Source organism: Salipiger sp. D13 (assembly GCF_003703915.1).
GTDB classification, from domain to species: Bacteria; Pseudomonadota; Alphaproteobacteria; order Rhodobacterales; family Rhodobacteraceae; genus Salipiger; species Salipiger profundus.
The window spans coordinates 138,536-156,822 of record NZ_RAPJ01000019.1 but is presented as its reverse complement, the minus strand read 5'-3'; the positions used below and the strand labels follow the sequence as shown (position 1 = coordinate 156,822).

Genomic DNA, 18,287 nt, shown 5'->3' with positions numbered 1-18,287 from the left:
GGGGCATCGCGGGCGTCTCGGTGTCGCGGGCCTCGGCGGCGCGCATGCGCGGTTCGGGCGCCGCGACCGGGGCCGGCTGCGGTTCGGCCTCCGGCATCGCGCGGCTGTCGCCGTAGTCGTCGAAATCGCGGAAGTCGGCGAAATCGTCCTGGTCGTCGGTAACCGTGTCGTCGGGCTCGGGTTCCAGCTCGAAGGCCGGCGCCGGCGGAACGGTCCGCTCGGGCGCGGCGACCCGCGCCATCCCCTCTGCCCCGCCGGCGGGGGCCGACAGCGGCGGCTCGGGCGGCAGCGTATGCGGGTGGGCGTGCGCCGCGGTGAGCGGCGGCTCGCTGCGACGGGCCGAGGGATCGCGGTAGATCAGCGGCTCGGGCCGGCGGCCACGTCCCTTGGTCAGCGGCTTGCTCGGGTCGTATTCGAACTCGGGCTCGATCTCGATCATCGGGGCACCGCGACGGGCGCGGATCACGTCGGCGATCTTGGCCCGGATGCGGTCCTCGCCCGGCTCGGCGAACTCGTCGCCGTAGAGATCGCCGGCATCGACCAACTCGGGGTCGGGCAGCGGCTCCGAGGGGCGCCGGATCAGCGAGGGCACGCGCGCCAGCAGGCCGGGCTTCTTCGGCTCGGGTGCGGGCTCGACCCAGTCCATCTCGGGTGCGTCGGCGTAGTGGTCGTAGGCAGGCTCGGGCGCCGAGGCCTGCGGCATCGGCTCAGGCGCGGCATTGCGCACCACCGACGGCGGCGCGCGGCGGACCACGGCGGGCGCCGGGATCGCCTCCTGTGCCGCGGCCCAGGCGGCGGCCTCGGCCTCTTCCTGGCGGCGGCGCTCGCGACGGGCGGACTGCGCCGCCTGCATGTTCTGCGCGGCGGAGACCGAGGCGCTGGCCCCCCGCCCGAGCAGTGTCAGCAGGGTGGCGTAGACCATCACCATGCCGACCAGCAGGAAGCGGGCGATGCCCCGCAACTCGTTGCGGGTGAAGCCCAGCACGAAGCCGCCCATGGCGAGCAGCCCGACGGCAAGCACCACCATCACCAGCTTCAGGCCAAGGCCCGCGCCCAGCGGCAGGATTCCCAGCAGCGAGCCCATCATCATGTCGCCGAAGAGCCCGCCCAGCCCGAAGCTGTGGCTCCACTCGGGGCCGACGGTCTGGCCGGCGGCGTAGATGGCCGAGAGCGCGATCCAGATCGGAGCGAAGACGATCCGCGAGAGCGCGCGCTCTTCGCCCTGGTGTGCGGCGAGGCGAACGCCCCACACCATGAGCACGAGCGCGATACCCCAGCTGCCCCAGCCGACGATCATGAACAGCGGCGCCGCGATCGAGGCGCCGATCCGGCCCATCCAGTTCTGCACCGGCGCGTCGGTCGCCGACATCCACGACGGGTCGTCCGGCGTGTAGGAAGCGATCATCGCCGCGGCCATCAGCCCCAGCGCCACCAGAGCAAGCCCGGCCAGTTCCTTGCCGCGCTTCTCGATCGCCGCCTGCATGTTGCTGTCGAAGAGGGGATCGCGTCCCCGTGCCTGATATGCCATCGCTCGCCTCGTCTTTTTCTTATCGCTCATAGAGACAGTCACGGATCCGCGTGAGTCCCTGTTCGGTCTCGTCCTCGGGGGCCACCAGCGCGACCCTTATGAACGCCCGCCCCGGGTTGCCCGCTTCGGTATCACGCGACAGGAAGAGCCCCGGCAGGACCCGCACGCCCGTCTCGGTCCAGAGCTTCAGCGCCGCCGCCTCGCCGTCTTCGACCGGCAGCCAGAGGAAGAAGCCCGCCTGCGGCGGCTCGTAGCCCGGCACGCCCGCGAAGATGCGGTCGGCCATCTCGAACTTCGCGGCGTAGCGGGCCCGGTTCTCGACCACGTGCTCCTCGTCGGCCCAGACCCTCTCGCTGACGCGCTGGATCGGCAGCGGCAGCGGGGCACCGGCGTAGGCGCGCAGTTGCCGGATACGGGCAATGCACTCCGGTCCGCCGGCGACGAACCCCGAGCGGAGCCCGGGCAGGTTCGACCGCTTCGACAGCGAATGGAAGATCACCACGCGTTCGGGATCCGCGCCGATCTCATGCGCCACCTGCAACGCGCCCACCGGCGCCTCGCCCCGGTAGATTTCCGAGTAGCACTCGTCGGCGAGGATACGGAAATCATGCTTCTCCGCGAGCCTGATCAGCCGGGTCCAGTAGGCCCGGTCGGCCGCGGCGCCCTGCGGATTCGCGGGCGAGCAGATGTAGCACAGCGTCGCGCGGTCGAGGATGTCCCCGGGCAGGCTCTCGTAATCGGGAAGATGCCCGCTTTCCGAGGTCGCGTTGACGAACACCGGCTCGGCGTCGATCGACGCCGCGGCGACCGCGTAGACCTGGTAGAACGGATTCGGCATCAACACGGTCGGCCGCTGGCCGCGCTTGGTTTCGGGACCGAGGGCCATCGCCGCGTTGTAGAGCCCTTCGCGCGTGCCGTTCAGCGGCGCGACGCAGGTGCCCGGATCCAGCGTCACGCCGTAGCGGCGCGCGATCCAGTCGGCAATCGCCGCCTGCAACTCGGGCGTGCCCTCGTTCGGCGGATACTTCGCGAATCCCCCGACGTTGGCCGCCAGCACCTCGCCCACCCACTCGGGAAACGGGTGCTTGGGCTCGCCGATCGACATGTGAGTCACCGGACCGCCCGGCGCATGCGCGTCGAGCAGCGCCCGCAGACGCGGGAACGCATAGGGCGGCAGGTTCGAGAACCGCTCGGGAAACATGGGCAAGTCTGCCTTTGGCTGCCTGTGGTACTGCTTATGTTTTTCGGGGTCGTTTTCGCCCCGTTTTGCCGGAAGGATACGGGATTGGCCGGCGCCTCGTCCAGCGCCGTGATCCGGCGGAGCGGGGATGTGGCGCGAAAGCCTCAGGGGGCCGGCAAAGCGTGCAAGCCCCCTTTGGCGTTGCATTTTCCGCCGTTTCGCCATGTGCGGGCCGGCGGCTGTGCGCCCTGCCCTCGCCCTGCCCCGGTCCGGCCTCAGCCGCGCATCAGCTCGGGCAGGTCTCCGGAAATGCCGGCAGCCTCGCGGATGAAGCCGCGGCGCAGACCGGGCAGCGCGTTCACCGCCGCCATCCCGAGGTCGCGGCCGAGCCGCAGAAGCGGGTTGTCGTTCGAGAAGAGCCGATTGAACAGGTCGGTCGCCGCCGCGAGCGAGGCGGTGTCGAAGCGCCGCCACTGCTGGTAGCGTTCGAGCACCAGCGGCGAGGCGAAATCCTCGCCCCGGCGCACCGCGTGGCCCAGCACGTCGGCCAGAGCCGCCACGTCGCGCAGCCCGGCGTTGAGTCCCTGCCCCGCGATCGGATGCATCCCGTGGGCCGCGTCGCCCACCAGCGCCAGCCGCTCCGCGACGAAGGCATTCGCCAGCGTCAGGTTCAGCGGGTAGGCGAACCGCTGGTCGGCCAGCGAGATGTCTCCGAGGAAGTCGCCGAAGCGCGGCCGCAGCACGTCGAGGTAGGCCTCGTCGGGCAGCGCATTGATCGCGCGGGCCGCCTCGTCGCGCTCGCTCCAGACGATCGAACTGCGGTTGCCCGGCAGCGGCAGGATCGCCAGCGGCCCCGGCGGCATGAAGAACTGGTGCGCGACACCGTGGTGCGGCTTTTCATGCGCGATGGCGCAGACCAGCGCGGTCTGGCCATAGGACCAGCCAGTGCGCCGGATGCCCGCCCGCGCGGCCGTGCCGCTGCGGCGCCCGTCGGCGCCCACCAGCAGTCGCGCGCGCAGCACGTCGCCCCCGGCCAGCGTCACGGTCACGCCATGCGGCCCGGCTTCCTGCGCGATCACCGTCTCGCCGGCGCGCTGGGTCACATGCGGCGAGGCGTCCATCGCCGTCTTGAGCGCGCGGCGCAGGTAGCGGTCCTCGACCATCTGGCCCATCGGGCCTTCCTCGATCTCGGCCGAATCGAAATGCAACCCGAGGAACACGCGCGCCTCGCCGACGCGCCCGTCGGTGACCTTGATCTCGTGCATCGGCTGGGCGTGCTCCGAAAGCTCCTCCCAGAGGCCGAGATTCGCCAGCATCCGAACCGAGGCGAGCGCCAGCGCGTAGCCCCGCCCGTCGAAATCGTCACCGGCGCGGGTGTCGTCGGGCAGCGCGTCGATGACGGTGCTGCGCAGACCGGCCTGTGCCGCGGCGAGCGCAAGGGCCGGGCCGTTGAGGCCACCGCCGACGATGAGGATATCGCAATCATGTTCCATGCGGGCAAATATGCGCCCCTGCCCGGGATTGTCCATGCGCTGCGCTGCCGCTACCGTCGCCGCCAACAGGAAAGGGCATGACATGAGCGACTTGACGGAACTGAGCGCGGCGGATCTCGGGCGGGGCATCGGCAGCGGAGAGATCGACCCCGTCGCGCTGACGCAGGCCTTTCTCGACAAGATCGAGGCTCACCCGCTGGCAGACCGCATCTATGCCCGCCTGACGCCGGACCGCGCGCTGGCCGAGGCCGAGGCCGCCCGCAAGCGCGCCGCAGCCGGGCAGCGCCGCTCGCCGCTCGACGGGGTGCCGGTAAGTTGGAAGGATCTCTTCGACACCGCCGGTGTCGCGACCGAGGCAGGCTCGAAGCTGCTCGAGAACCGCATACCCGAAGACGATGCCGAGGTGCTGAAGGTGGCGACAGCCATGGGCCTCGTCTGTCTCGGCAAGACCCACATGTCCGAGCTCGCGTTCTCGGGGCTGGGGCTCAACCCGGTGACGGGGACGCCGCCTTCGGTCAACGACCCCGACGCCGTGCCCGGCGGCTCATCGTCTGGCGCGGCGGCCTCGGTGGCCTTCGGGCTGGCGCCGGCGGCGATCGGCTCGGACACCGGCGGCTCGGTGCGGATCCCCTCGGCGTGGAACGACCTCGTGGGGCTCAAGACCACCGCCGGTCGGATGTCGCTCGACGGCGTGGTGCCGTTGGCCAAGACCTTCGACACGGTGGGCCCGCTCTGCCGCACCGTCGAGGACGCCGCGCTGGTCTTCGCGGCGCTCGAAGGCCGCGCAGCACCGGACCTCAGGGGGGCTTCGCTGAAGGGACGGCGGTTCGCGCGTCTGACCACCATCGTGCTCGACGACCTGCGGCCCGAGCCCGCAAAGGCCTACGCGACGGCGCTCGACCGGCTGGCCGACGCCGGCGCCGAGATCGTCGACCTCGACGTGCCCGAACTGGCCGTGCCCATGGGCGACGCGGGCCTGCTCTTCACCACCGAGGCCTGGGCCAACTGGGGCGAGGCCATCGACGCCAATCCCGACGTGATGTTCCCGCCGATCCGCGAGCGCTTCGCGGCGGGCCGCAACGCCAACGGCGCCGAGCACTGGCGTGCGCTCGAACGCATGGCCGCCGCGCGTGCCGCGTGGGCCGCGGCGACCGCGGAATTCGACGCGGTGCTCTGCCCCACCGCCCCGAACCTGCCCCCGAACCTGGCAAAGCTCATGGAACAGGGCGAATACTACGTCACCGAGAACCTGCTTACCCTGCGCAATACGCGGGTCGGCAATGTCATGGGCCTCTGCGCCCTGAGCCTGCCGACCGGGCTGCCTTCCTGCGGGATCTCGCTGATGTGCCCGCCCAACGCCGAGGACCGGCTGCTGCGCCTCGGGGCCGCCGCCGAGGCTGCGCTGGCCTGAGCCCCCCTGCCCTTCCCCGGCGCGCTTCCCTTGACGGGGCGCGCGTGCCAGAACCCTTCCGAGGGTTTTCAGGGAGGACAGGAGACCATGACCGAGAAATGCGTGATCGTGACCGGGGCGGCCCGGGGCATCGGGCTGGCCAGCGCGGACCTCTTCCGCGAGGAAGGCTGGAAGGTGGTCATCGTCGACCGCGACAGGGGCGCGCTCGACGAGGTGGCCGCCGCCCGGCCCGACCTGCTGGCGCTGCCGCATGACGTGTCGGACCCCGATCAGGTCGCCGCGATGCTGCGCGACACGCTCGCATGGGCCGGGCGGCTCGACGCGCTGGTCAACAACGCCGGCGTCGCCGAGTTCGGCCCGATCCGCGACTGCGACTTCGCCATGTGGCGGAGGGTGATGGCCACCAATCTCGACGGCGTGTTCCTCTGCAGCCAGGCCTGCACCGAGGCGCTTGCCGCGACCCGGGGCGCCATCGTCAACATCGCCTCGATCAGCGGGCTGCGCGCCTCGACCCTGCGGGTTGCCTACGGCACCTCGAAGGCCGCGGTGATCCAGCTTACCAAGCAGTATGCCGCGGAGCTGGGCGAAGTCGGCGTACGGGTGAACTGCGTAGCGCCGGGACCGGTGCGCACCAAGCTCGCGATGGCGGTGCATTCGCAGGAGATCATCGACGCCTATCACGACGCGATCCCGCTGAACCGCTACGGCTCCGAGCGCGAGCTGGCCGAAGCCATCGTGTTCCTGGCGTCCGAGCGGGCGTCCTATGTTACCGGGCAGGTGCTGGCGGTCGACGGCGGGTTCGACTCGACCGGCGTTGGCCTGCCGGCCCTGCGCGGCCGGGTCTCGGACCCCGCCTGACGGCTTCCGACAGAACAGGACCGGCGCCACGAGGACGCCGGTCCATTGCCATTCAGCCGAGGCGAGCCGTTACTTGATGCGCTGGCCGTTGGCGAAGACCTGGCCGTTCTCGCGCACCTCGATCTTCGAGGTCATCGTGTCGGGCTCGGAGCCCGGAACGCCGAACATGCTCATCATCATGCGCGTGCCCATGGCCTGCTCTTCGGGGATGAAGCCCATTTCGACCAGCCTGTCGATCAGCCCGTTGGCGCCCGCGACGGTGAGGTCGATCGCACCGCTCGGCGCCGGCATCCCGTCGAAGGTCTCGAGATCACTGTTGTCGAAGGTGAAGGCGCCGCTGCCGGTGATCTCGGCGCCCACCGCCTTGACCTGCAGGTTCTCGAGCGTCAGCGCGTTCAGCTCACCCGGCTTGGTGTCACCCCCCTCGAGCGTCTCGACCTGCTCGGGATCGAGGAAATCGATGTAGGGCGTCGCCTTGCCGGTAAGATCGAGCGCGATGGTGGCCGGATCGCGCGGCAGCACCTGCCCCGGATCGAAGATGTTCCAGATCATGTCGCTGGTGGTGAACCCCGCCAGCGTCAGCCCCAGCGAGAAATCCTGCGGCTCGTCGGACTTGCTGAGCGGCGCCGAAAAAGAGAGCCCCATCTCGTCCATCTCGGCACTGAGCGGAAACGGGAACTCCGGCGTCGTCATCGAGATGTTCAGCGCCTGCGCGCTGGTCGCGTAGCGCACCCCGTCCGGCGAGAGCGCGAACTCGAAGCTGCCACCCTCGCTCGACGATTCCCCGGTCGTCGCCTTGCCATCCTCGGTACCCGAGAACTGGCTCTCGCTCGCGTCGTAGCTCATGCGACCACTGACCGAGAAGCCCGCCTCCAGGAGTGCCGGCATGTCGCTCGTGTCGAGCCCCATCGGAACGGTGGAATCGCTTTCGATGGCGAAGCCGCTCATCGAGCCCTTGAACATGCCGCTGTTCTCGCTGTCGCCATCGACCTCGGGATCGCGCCCGAAGATGTCGTATGCAAGCTCGCCCAGCGAGGCGGTCTGCACGATGTGACGCTGCTCACCGGTCACGGTGACCTGCGTCTCGCCGTCGACCGGGCCGGCCGAAAGGGTCGCCCGCGCCGCGCTGCGCGGGATGTCCTCGCCGTCGACGGTCAGGCTGCCCAGCGCCAGCGTCATCCGCGTGGCCTCGTAGTCATAGGTCATGTCGCCGGGCGATCCCGACACGAGCATCGAGAAGCCTTCGAGCCCATGGTCGATCACCATCTGCATCGACTCCTCGTCCTCTGGCGCCACATCGACCGAGATCGGGATGGACTGCGGCAGATCGACACGCACCGACCCGTCGCCGGTGTCGGTGAAGGTCATCTGCTCCATCGCCATCGACAGGCCGCCGTTGGCGTCGGGAATCGCCAGCCGCAGGCTCAGGTCCGAGACGGTCAGCGTGTCGCCGGCCATGCTCTCCGTCGCCGAGACCTCGTAGCCGAAGCTCTGCAGGTAGGCATCGAGGTCGTCCCAGACCTGCTGGGGCGTGACATCGGCCATGGCGGGCTGCGCCGCCAGCAGCGCCGCCACCCCGAATGTTGCCGTCTGGTTCGCGAACCGCATGATGTGCCCCTTCCTTCGTACGGACATAGTTTGCCCAAAGCTTCTGCCCCCGCTCGGGCGGGGTCAAGAGGCTGGACCGGTGGTATTCCGGCCTTTACCAAGGAGGAGAATCGAAAAAACGAGGCAGCCCATGGACCTGACAGGGAAAACCGCGCTCATTACCGGCGCAAGCCGGGGCATCGGCGCCGCCACCGCCCGGGCCTTTGCCGAGGCCGGCGCCAAGGTGGCGCTGGTGGCCCGCAGCCGCGATGCCATCGCCGATCTCGCCGGCGAGATCGGCCCCGCCGCCGTCGCCATCCCCTGCGAGATCTCGCGCTACTGGGAAGTCGAGCAGGCGGTACAGAACTGCCTGCGGGCCTTCGGCTCGCTCGACATCCTCGTCAACAATGCCGGCGTGATCGACCCCATCGCGCCGCTCGGGGCGAGCGATCCGGCGGACTGGGATGCGCTGATCGACATCAACATCAAGGGCGTCTACCACGGCATGCGCGCCGCGCTGCCGGTCATGGAAGAGGCCGGCGGCGGAACGATCCTGACCATCGGCTCCGGCGCCGCCCAGCGCCCGCTCGAGGGCTGGTCGGCCTATTGCACGTCGAAGGCGGGCGCGCTGATGCTCACCCGCGCCGCCGACGAGGAATACCGCGACAAGGGCATCCGCGCGATGTCGCTGTCCCCCGGCACCGTGGCGACCGACATGCAGCGCACCATCAAGGCGAGCGGCGTCAACGCCGTCAGCGAGCTCGACTGGTCCGATCACATCCCGCCCGAGTGGGTCGCGCAGACCCTGCTGTGGATGTGCAACTCGGAAGCCGACCGCTTCCTCGGCGGCGAGATCTCGCTGCGCGACGAGGACATCCGCAAGACGGTCGGCGTCGCATGATCTCGCTCGAACGGGACGAGGGCTACTGGATGGCGGTCATCGACCGTCCGGACAAGGCCAATTCGCTGACGCCCGAGATGCTCGAGAAACTCTGCGAGATCGCCGAGGCCGCGCGCGACGCGCAGGTGCTGGTGCTGACCGGGGTGGGCAAGGTGTTCTCGGCCGGGGCCGACCTCGAGGCGGCCCGCGCGGGCCTTGCCACCTCGCCGCTCTGGGAGCGGCTGTCTGGCGCGCTGGCCCGGCTGCCCGGGCTCACGATCTGCGCGCTCAACGGCACCGTCGCGGGGGGCGCCATGGGCATGGCGCTGGCCTGCGACCTGCGCATCTCGGTGCCCGGCGCCAAGGTGTTCTACCCGGTGATGAAGCTCGGCTTCCTGCCGCAACCCTCGGACCCCGTGCGGCTTTCGGCGCTGGTCGGCCCGGCACGGGCCAAGATGATCCTCATGGCAGGCCAGAAGATCCCTGTCGAGGAGGCGATGACCTGGGGTCTGATCGACCGCGTGGTCGAGACGCCGGAGGCACTTCTTCCCGAGGCCCGCGCCCTTGCCGCCGACACGATGGAAGCCGATCCCGCCAACGCGCGGGCGATCAAGGCGCTGATCCGCTAGCGCCATGTGCGGGCGCTACGCGATCACGCTGGCCCACGAGGCCATGACCCGGATCTTCGAGGCCGCGCCCGCGAACGACCTGCCCGAGGTTCCGAACTTCAACGTCTGCCCGACGACGGCGGTGCACACGGTGCGCAGCGGCGACGGGCAGCGCAGCCTGTCGGCGATGCGCTGGGGCTTCCTGCCGCACTGGTACAAGACCCCGACCGACGGCCCGCTGCTGATCAACGCCCGCGCCGAGAGCATTGCCGAGAAACCGGCCTTTCGCGACGCCGCCCGCGCCCGGCGCTGCCTGATCCCCGCGAGCGGGTTCTACGAATGGACCAAGGACGCCGACGGCAACCGCCTGCCGTGGTTCATCGCGCCGGCCGAGGGCGAGGTTCTGGCCCTCGCCGGCATCTGGCAGGACTGGGAGCACGACGGCCAGCAGCTCCGCACCTGCGCCATCGTCACCACGGGCGCGGCGGGCGAGATGGAGAAGATCCACCACCGGATGCCGGTGGTGCTTGCGCCTGCGGACTGGGGGCTCTGGCTCGGCGAGGAAGGCCATGGCGCGGCACGGCTCATGCAGCCCGCGCCCGAGGGGATGCTGCGCTTTCACCGCGTGAGCACCGAGGTCAACTCTAACCGCGCCAGCGGCCCGCAGCTCATCGAGCCGCTCTGAGCCGCCGCCGGCCCGGCGTCAGTTCTGCGTCGTGTCCGGAACCGGATCGGCCACGTAGCTGGCCTCGTGGTTGCGCTCGAGGTTGCGTTCGAGATCGAGCGGCGGTTCCGAGGTATAGTCGATCACCCCGGTGGCAAGGCTGCCTTCGGTCAGGAGATCGCCGAACGTCTGCGTCATGCCCTCGGCCACGGTGATGACAGTCTGGCCCGCGGGCAGAAGCAGCCCGGTGCTCCAGCTCTGATCGGTCGCCACGGCGGACATCGGCAGGTCGGATTCATTCACGAAGCGGACGGTGTCGCCGACGTCGGGATAGATCTGGTCGGGGAAATAGCCGATCCCCATCATCAGCACGTAATGCTCGGCCGCCTGCAGCGGCGCGGCGAGACTGCCGAGGGCGAGGACGAGGATCCCGGTCTTGCGCAGCATGGTTCGCTCCTTCGAACAAGCACATCGGCCCCCACCGCATGGCTGCCGCGATCCTTAAGGGATGACTAAGGCGAAAGTTTGACCCGGGGCCGGCGGCCAAGGTGCTCCGTCAGATCGACGCGCGCGCGCCACCCTCGCCGACCAGCGCCGTGGCGATCATGTCGGCGGCCGACGGCCCGAGCGCCAGCGGCGTGTCATGCAGGATCGACAGGCGGGTGAGCGCCTGCAGGTCGGCCTCGCCGCCATGCGGCACGGTGGGGTCGGCGAAGAAGATCACCGCGTCGAGCTCGCCCGTGGCGATCAGCGCGCCAAGCTGCTGGTCGCCCCCGCGCGAGCCGCGCTGCAGGCGGCGTACGGACAACTTCGGCGCGGCCTCGGAGATCATCCGGCCGGTGCTGCCGGTGCAGACCAGCCGGTGCCCCTCGAGCGCGGAGGCATGGCGCGTGACCCAGGCGCGAAGATGCGCCTTGCGGGTGTCATGCGCGGCCAGCGCGATGCGGCGCGGCGCGGTTGATCGGGCGCGGGCCTTCGCGGTGAAGTTCAGGATCGCGCGCACCTGCGCGGCAAAGCCCGGCCCGTCGGCGGGAAACGCACCCGCCAGCGCGGCGGTGCCCACGGTGAAGCCCCCTGCCCCCGCTGCGGCGGCGGCGTTGATCCGGGCCTCGCCGTCGATGCTGCCGGCCATGATGACCGGTTTCTCAACCGCGTCGCAGACCTGCCGCATCAGGTCGGGCACGTCCCCCGCGAAGCGGTAGGCGAGCAGGTCGAGCCCATGGACGTGTTCGAGGTCGGTCAGCCGCTTCGCCGAGTCGACCACCGCCGAGACGGGGCCCTCGAGTACGCTCGGGTGGCCGGTGATCTCGCCGCAGAAGGGATAGTAGCGCAGCGGATGATCGCGGGTGACCTGTGTCACCACCTCGGGGCGCGTGCCCCCGAGCAGGCAGTCGACGTCGAGCTCGACCGCCGCGCGGGCCGAGGCCATCTCGCTCGCCTCGTCAAGGCTCACCACCTCGAGATAAGACCGCCCGCCGGCGGCACGGATGGCATCGGAAAGCCCCGTGAGCTCGGAGAACGGCAGGCCCACGTCCTTGAAGCCGATGTGACGCACGCCGCCCTCGAGCGCCTCGTCGATCCGCGCCCTCGCGTCGGGGATGGTGCGGTCGTTCTCGGTGAGCATGAGGATGAAGTCGAAGGCCATGGGCGGATCTCGCGGGCTTGGGCCGCAACGCGCGGCGGGACAGGGGAAACCGGCGGCCCGACCCGCAGGCCGGTCCGCCGGTGCAACCTAGAGGCATGTGCCCGCCTGTCCAAGCGTCAAGCGAGCGCCGTGCCGGACCGGGGCGCCACTTGGCGCGCCCCGCCCCGCCGTCAGCGCTTTTTCATCGCGTCCATCAGCGCCGCGCCGAGCGCGCCGGTCTGGTCCGCCGACTGCTTGCCGCCGCCGCGGCCGCCCTTGCCGGGCTTGCCCTGCCGCGCCGCCTTGGGTGCCGGCTGCGCCCGGTCGCGGCCGCCCTCCCCGGCACCCCGCGCACCGCCGTCCTTGCGCATCGACAGGCCGATGCGCTTGCGGGCCACGTCGACCTCGGTCACGCGCACGCGCACCACGTCGCCGGCCTTGACCACCTCGTGCGGATCCTTGACGAACCGGTCGGCAAGCTGGCTCACGTGCACGAGCCCGTCCTGGTGCACGCCGATGTCGACGAAGGCCCCGAAGGCCGCGACGTTGGTCACCGTGCCCTCGAGCGACATGCCGGGCTTCAGGTCCTTGATGTCCTCGACCCCCTCGGCAAAGGTCGCGGTCCGGAAGCTCGGGCGCGGATCGCGGCCCGGCTTTTCCAGTTCCGACAGGATGTCCTTCACCGTCGGCAGGCCGAAGCTCGCATCGACGAACTGCTCCGCCCGCACAGCCTTCAGCGCCTCGGGCTGGCCCATGATCTGCCGGATGTCGCGCCCGCAGGCCTGCACGATGCGGCGGGCGACGTCATAGGCCTCGGGGTGCACGGCGGAGGCATCGAGCGGCTCGTCGCCCTCGCGGATGCGCAGGAAGCCCGCGCTCTGCTCAAAGGCCTTGGGGCCGATGCCGGTGACCTTCTTCAGCGCCTTGCGCGACGGGAAGGCGCCATGCGTGTCGCGATGCGCGACGATCGCCTGCGCCAGCGACGGCCCGAGCCCCGCCACATGCGCCAGCAGCGGCGCCGAGGCGGTGTTCAGGTCCACGCCCACGGCGTTCACCGCGTCCTCGACCACCGCCTCGAGCGCACGCGCGAGCAGCCGCTGGTCGACGTCGTGCTGATATTGCCCGACACCGATGCTCTCGGGGGTGATCTTGACGAGCTCGGCCAGCGGGTCCTGCAACCGACGCGCGATCGAGACCGCGCCGCGCAGGCTCACGTCGAGCTCGGGGAACTCCTTCGCCGCCAGCTCCGAGGCGGAATAGACCGAGGCCCCGGCTTCGGAGACCACCACCTTCGTCGGTTTCGGCCCCTCCGGCAGCATCTTCAGCGCATCCGCGACGAAGCGCTCGGTCTCGCGGCTGGCGGTGCCGTTGCCGATGGCGATCAGCTCGACTCCGTGGCGCTGGATCATCCGCAGCACCTGCTCTTCGGAGCCGCGCAGGTCGCGCTTCGGCGGGAACGGGTAGAGCGTCGCCGTCTCGAGCAGCTTGCCGGTGGCGTCGACCACCGCCGCCTTGACCCCGGTGCGGATGCCCGGATCGAGCCCCAGCGTCGCCTTGCTGCCCGCCGGTGCCGCCAGAAGCAGATCCTTGAGGTTGCGCGAGAACACCCGGATCGCCTCCTGGTGGGCACTGCGGCGCAGCTCGGTCATCAGGTCGACATACATGTTGAGGCTGAGCTTCACCCGCCACGTCCAGCCCGCCGCCTCGCGCAGCCAGCGGTCGCCGGGGCCGTCGCCGGGAATGCCGATGGCCTGCGCGACGATGCCCACGGCCCGCTCGGTGCCGGTCTCGGGTTCGGGCGCGATGGCCACGGTGACGATCTCTTCCTTCGAGGCGCGCAGGATGGCCAGCGCCCGATGCGCCGGAATGTCGGCCCAGCGCTCGCTGTGGTCGAAGTAGTCCGAGAACTTGGCTCCGGCCTCTTCCTTGCCCGGCTGCACCCGCGCGGTGATGCGGGCCTCACGGCGCATGAAGTCGCGCAGCTTGCCCAGAAGCTCGGCGTTCTCGCTCAACTCCTCGGCGAGGATATCGCGCGCGCCCTCGAGCGCAGCCTTGACGGTCTCGACCTCGTCACCGGTGTAGCCCTCGGCCAGCGCCTGCGGATCGGCGCGGCGGTCGTCGAGAATGCCACGTAACAGCGGCTCGAGGCCGCGCTCGCGGGCGATCATCGCCTTGGTGCGGCGCTTGGGGCGATACGGCAGGTAGATGTCCTCGAGCGCGGCCTTGGTCTCGGCCTGCGTAATCGACCGGGCGAGCGCGTCGGTCAGCTTGCCCTGCCCCTTGATCGACTCGAGAATCGACGTCCGCCGCGCCTCCATCTCGCGCAGGTAGGTCAGCCGCTCGCCCAGCGTGCGCAGTTGCGTGTCGTCGAGGCCCCCGGTCACTTCCTTGCGGTAACGCGCGACGAAGGGAACTGTGGCGCCCCCGTCGAGCAGCTCGACCGCGGCGGCAACCTGGTCGGGCTTCGCGGCGATCTCGGTGGCGATGGTGCGGGCGATCCGTGCGGCGGTATGATCCAAGGACAGTGCTCCTCTCGTTCGGGACCGTCCTGATACGCCGGGCCGCGACGCGCGCCAAGCCCGATGTCGGCGGCGCCCCGCGCGGGCGCAAGAGCCCGCCGAGCACGTGGCGTCAGCTGCTAGAACACGCCCATCGAGAGCCCCGCCGCCAGCGCCGCGCCCAGCTCGCGGCAACGGTCGAGCTCTTCCTCGGGGATGGTCTTCTTGGCCATGATCGCCTCGGGCGTCTGGGCATGGGTGCAGAGAATCAGCGGCGGCTGCGCCTCCTTGAGCCGCCAGCCCGTCGCGATCCGCGCCGCCTGCCGCGCCGCGTTCTCGCCGTCGGACCCGGCGCAGATCATCAGCGCGTAGGGGCGGCCCTCGATCCGGCCGAGCACCGGGTAGTAGCAGCGGTCGAAGAACTCCTTCATGGCGCCCGACAGCGCCGCGAGGTTCTCGGGGGCGCAGAACAGATAGCCGTCGGCGTCGAGCAGGTCCTCGGGCTCGGCCTCCTCGGCACGCAGGAGCCGCGCCGGGCCTTCCTCGGCGGCCGCATCACGCGCGGCCTCGGCCATCAGGCGGCTGCCGCCGGTGCGGGAATGATAGACGATGAGCAAGGTCATTTCCGCAGCCTAGCGAAGCCTCGCCGCGTGGGAAAGCCGGTGCGCGACGCCGACTTGACGCACGCCGGCCCATGTCATATGCACCCGCCCACAGAGCGGGCGTTGTGTAATGGTAAGACCCTTGCCTTCCAAGCAAGAGATACGGGTTCGATTCCCGTCGCCCGCTCCAACCTCCTCAACAACGCCTCGAGTTTCCGCGCCTGCATAAGGCTCACCGGCTGGTTTCGAGCGCTGATCTGAGCAGGTCTGCAGCGGACGTTGGTCCCGATTGCCCCTTCGTGTTGGTCTTTGCGCCAATCCTCCAGCATTTCAGCGATATCGTCTGGACGCATTCACAGGTGCGCTTCACGCATTCGGCTCGGAGCCGTGCGTTGAAAGCCTTTATTCAGGCGTTGTTCCGGGTGGCCCATATCCTTTTCGAGATGAACCCGCTGCCCTGACGCGGAAGGTGTCTGGCTCGCCGGTGCGCATCAACACCCCCTTTGAGAATCGCGCACCTGTCTTCGCCCCGTCAGGTGAGGTGTGCCTCTAGCATCCGTAGTTGCAGCTCCGCGCAAGACCCCCGATCAGTTTCGCTCCGGCCGGTCGTTCGCAGCCCGGGTCGGACTGACGAAACGTCCTCATGGCTTGGGCGGCAAACAACCTGTGGGCGGCATCATCGGGCGGTGCCGGCAGCCATGCCGTGCTGAGCCAACAGGCGGAACACTCGGTGGCCCCGACCCGCGCGACACAGCGCGAAATCCTCTTGCACAGCAAGAGCCCTCACACGCGGCTCAATGGCCGAAAGACCAGACACTGCACCGTCGCAGGAGCCACCCATAGCTTCGGATCAAAATAGATTTACAATTTAAAGTAGTGCGACTATCGTAAAAGTTGTTTCTTGATTTTGAATATCACCCGCAACAATGTTTGTAAGAAAGGTCCACCATGTTCCGGACCACGCTGGCAGCTTCTATTTCACTGGCCCTGCTGTCATCCCATGCAGAGGCATCCTGCCCCACGACAACACCTGCCGATTACAGCGGGCAGACCATCAACGACTTCAATTTCGGAGCGTGCCCCGCGAACAGTCTCGACCATGCAAATTTCACCGGTGCCAATCTCCAGGGGTCGACGTTCGCCAAGGCGAACCTGACCTCCGCAAACTTCACCGGCGCCGACCTCGGACCAAGCGCCAAGTATCCCGCGGTGAATTTCAGCGGAGCGAACCTTACCAAGACCGTGTTCACCGGCGCCGAGATGCCCGAGACGAATTTCACGTTCGCAACGTTTCATTGCACCGATTTCTCGCAGACGAACCTGCTTGAGGCGACATTCGGCGCGACGCAGAACATTCTTGCCGACACCACCTGCCGAACCAATTTCACGGGTGCCAGTCTCGAAATCGACCTTATCACCGACCCCTCGTCCCCCGATCGGCGCGCCAACTGGCGCGTGAGCGATTTCACCAATGCCAACTTCCACGGCGTCGACCCCGCCAAGGTCAATTTTCGCGGCCAGGATCTGAGCGGCGCGATCCTGACGGACACGAATCTTGCGGCACTCGATTTCACCGGCGCCAATCTCAGCGAGGTCAAACTCGACCGTGCCTTCCTTCAGCACGCGGTCTTCGACGGCACGGCTCTGAACGGGGCCAATTTCACCGGAGCGGCGCTTACCGGGAGCACCTTCGTCTGCGCGCAGGGCTTCGGCGCATCGGGGGGCACCAAGACCGCCGACGGCAGCCCCTGCCCCAAGGCTCCGGCGCCGATCACCGCCTCGGACCCCGCGGACTTCACCGACGCCACGGCGGACAACACCGACTTCACCGGCGCGCAGCTTTCCCAGTCGCGGTTCTCGGGCGCGGTGCTCACCCGCAGCACCTTCACCAACGCCGACCTCAGTCAGGCGATATTCGAGGCACAAGGCGCGTCGATCCCGCCGGCGCAGGTCACGTTCGCGATCTTCGACCATGCAAGGTTCAGCCAGGCACGGGTCTCGTCGGTCAACTTTTCCGGATGCTCGATGATCGGTGCCGATTTCAGCGGCACGACGCTCAGCGGAACCAACTTCGCCGGTGCGACGATGGACACCGCCCAGTTCGCAAAGGCCAACATCCAGCAGACCAACTTCAGCCAGGCCAGCCTCAAGTCGGCGGGCTTCGTGGGCGCGACGATCTCGCAGATCACCGGCGCGGGAAAACCGCCCGAGTTCAGCTGCGCGCAACTCGGCGGAGCGGATTTCTCGAACGCTTCGGTCAGCTCGGCACTGTTCAACGATGCGGTGATGGTCGACAGCCAGTTCTGCTGCAAGCCCAAGACCGCGGGCGCGGATCCCTATTGCGGCATCATAGACAGCCTCGGAATCGCCTACGGTCCGACCAGTTTTCCGAACGTGACCGGCACCTCTGTGCGCTGCCCCGACAACAGCCTCGCAAGCGACACCGGATCGGGCAAGACCCCGGGCGAGCTCTGCCCCGACACCTGGCGGCTGGCCTCGAACTGGACGACGACCGGCTGCACGGCGTCCGGTCAGACCACCATGTGGTCGATCAACTGCAACGCGGGCCCCGGCAACGTCGTGCATTTCGCCGACCAGAACCTGAAGTCCTGCATCCTGGAGAGCCTGCCCGCCGGCCAGACCGAGGTGCTCATCACCACGGCCGAGGCGATCGGCGCGGTCAACTGTCCGGCGCGGGGCATAACCGATATCACCGGCCTCGAGCATTTCACCGCGATGCACACGCTCGACCTGAGCGACAACAAGCTCACCAGCTTCGGGCTCAAGTTCACCGGGAACAAGACCGGACTGGTTTCGCTCAATCTCGAGTCGAACCAGCTCACGTCGCTGGACCTGTCGAGCATTGAGCCCATCGAGTTTCTCAATGTCGCCGACAACGAGCTGACCGGGATCACCCTGTCTGCCAACACCTACCTGTCGTCGCTCAACGCACAGTACAACAAGCTTACGAGCTTCGTTCTGCCAGTTCAGAGCACCATGCTCTACGCGGACCTGTCCCATAATGCCCTGACGGACGTGCTCGGCCCATTTGCCAAGGATCTCGGCGCGCTGACCTCGCTGAGCTTCCTCGACCTTTCGAACAACGCGCTGAGCACCATCGGACCGGTCCAGTCACTTCTCACCGAAGAGACCAAGTCCGGCAGCGCCGGCGGCGCGCTCGGACGGCTTTTCCTGCAATGCAATCCGAACCTTGCCTGCGGCGACCTGGGCGCCGTCGACGGCACGAAATACCCCGCAATCGGGACAGCCGGATGCAGCAGGTACATCGCATCCAGCCGGTCATGGGTCGGAGAGCCCCATCCCGGCTGCAACTGAATGATCGTCTAGCGGAGC

At 68.9% G+C, this 18,287-nt stretch carries 14 protein-coding genes and 1 tRNA gene; 7 read left to right on the top strand and 8 right to left on the bottom strand.

Features of this window, described 5'->3' with window-relative positions; all coding sequences use genetic code 11:
- The 3 genes from D6860_RS22165 to D6860_RS22155 all read right to left on the bottom strand — a co-directional run.
- A partial coding sequence (locus D6860_RS22165) for a DNA translocase FtsK 4TM domain-containing protein (RefSeq protein ID WP_206512215.1) occupies nt 1–1,528 on the bottom strand: 1,528 nt, incomplete at its 3' end.
- A gap of 19 nt (nt 1,529–1,547) precedes the next feature.
- A complete protein-coding gene (locus D6860_RS22160) occupies nt 1,548–2,729 on the bottom strand; it encodes an aminotransferase class I/II-fold pyridoxal phosphate-dependent enzyme (RefSeq protein ID WP_076623446.1) in 1,182 nt (393 codons plus the stop codon).
- Between the two features lie 254 nt (nt 2,730–2,983).
- Nucleotides 2,984–4,237, bottom strand: a complete 1,254-nt coding sequence (locus tag D6860_RS22155) for an FAD-dependent monooxygenase (protein ID WP_179949488.1) — start codon at nt 4,235–4,237, stop codon at nt 2,984–2,986.
- Between the two features lie 46 nt (nt 4,238–4,283).
- On the opposite strand from D6860_RS22155, the gene D6860_RS22150 reads away from it, so the two are divergent.
- Entirely contained in the window at nt 4,284–5,612 is a 1,329-nt protein-coding gene (locus D6860_RS22150; protein ID WP_076623445.1) for an amidase, read from the top strand.
- An 87-nt stretch (nt 5,613–5,699) separates the two neighbouring features.
- Nucleotides 5,700–6,470, top strand: coding sequence for an SDR family NAD(P)-dependent oxidoreductase (locus D6860_RS22145; RefSeq protein WP_076623444.1), 771 nt, complete (start codon nt 5,700–5,702; stop codon nt 6,468–6,470).
- 69 nt (nt 6,471–6,539) lie between these two features.
- Here D6860_RS22145 and D6860_RS22140 read toward each other — a convergent pair whose 3' ends face one another.
- Entirely contained in the window at nt 6,540–8,078 is a 1,539-nt protein-coding gene (locus tag D6860_RS22140; RefSeq protein WP_076623443.1) for a DUF2125 domain-containing protein, read from the bottom strand.
- 130 nt (nt 8,079–8,208) lie between these two features.
- On the opposite strand from D6860_RS22140, the gene D6860_RS22135 reads away from it, so the two are divergent.
- Genes D6860_RS22135 through D6860_RS22125 form a run of 3 tightly spaced genes read left to right on the top strand, consistent with a single transcriptional unit; the run spans nt 8,209 to nt 10,230 of the window.
- Nucleotides 8,209–8,958, top strand: a complete 750-nt coding sequence (locus tag D6860_RS22135; protein WP_076623442.1) for an SDR family oxidoreductase — start codon at nt 8,209–8,211, stop codon at nt 8,956–8,958.
- Nucleotides 8,955–9,566 carry an enoyl-CoA hydratase/isomerase family protein gene (locus tag D6860_RS22130; RefSeq protein ID WP_076623441.1) on the top strand — a complete coding sequence of 204 codons (612 nt, stop codon included), beginning with the start codon at nt 8,955–8,957 and terminating at the stop codon, nt 9,564–9,566. The genes D6860_RS22135 and D6860_RS22130 overlap by 4 nt, the downstream gene beginning before the upstream one ends.
- Before the next feature lie 4 nt (nt 9,567–9,570).
- A complete protein-coding gene (locus D6860_RS22125) occupies nt 9,571–10,230 on the top strand; it encodes an SOS response-associated peptidase (RefSeq protein WP_076623440.1) in 660 nt (219 codons plus the stop codon).
- 18 nt (nt 10,231–10,248) lie between these two features.
- Here D6860_RS22125 and D6860_RS22120 read toward each other — a convergent pair whose 3' ends face one another.
- The 4 genes from D6860_RS22120 to D6860_RS22105 all read right to left on the bottom strand — a co-directional run bounded on the left by D6860_RS22120 (nt 10,249) and on the right by D6860_RS22105 (nt 14,954).
- Nucleotides 10,249–10,656, bottom strand: a complete 408-nt coding sequence (locus D6860_RS22120; protein ID WP_076623439.1) for a cupredoxin domain-containing protein — start codon at nt 10,654–10,656, stop codon at nt 10,249–10,251.
- A gap of 109 nt (nt 10,657–10,765) precedes the next feature.
- A complete protein-coding gene (locus tag D6860_RS22115; protein WP_076623438.1) occupies nt 10,766–11,854 on the bottom strand; it encodes a methylglyoxal synthase in 1,089 nt (362 codons plus the stop codon).
- Between the two features lie 170 nt (nt 11,855–12,024).
- A complete protein-coding gene (locus D6860_RS22110; protein ID WP_076623437.1) occupies nt 12,025–14,352 on the bottom strand; it encodes a Tex family protein in 2,328 nt (775 codons plus the stop codon).
- Between the two features lie 119 nt (nt 14,353–14,471).
- Nucleotides 14,472–14,954, bottom strand: a complete 483-nt coding sequence (locus tag D6860_RS22105; protein WP_017467694.1) for a flavodoxin family protein — start codon at nt 14,952–14,954, stop codon at nt 14,472–14,474.
- 95 nt (nt 14,955–15,049) lie between these two features.
- On the opposite strand from D6860_RS22105, the gene D6860_RS22100 reads away from it, so the two are divergent.
- Nucleotides 15,050–15,123: transfer RNA gene (locus D6860_RS22100), tRNA-Gly, on the top strand.
- A 758-nt stretch (nt 15,124–15,881) separates the two neighbouring features.
- A complete protein-coding gene (locus D6860_RS22095) occupies nt 15,882–18,269 on the top strand; it encodes a pentapeptide repeat-containing protein (RefSeq protein ID WP_076623436.1) in 2,388 nt (795 codons plus the stop codon).
- Nucleotides 18,270–18,287: the final 18 nt, after the last annotated feature.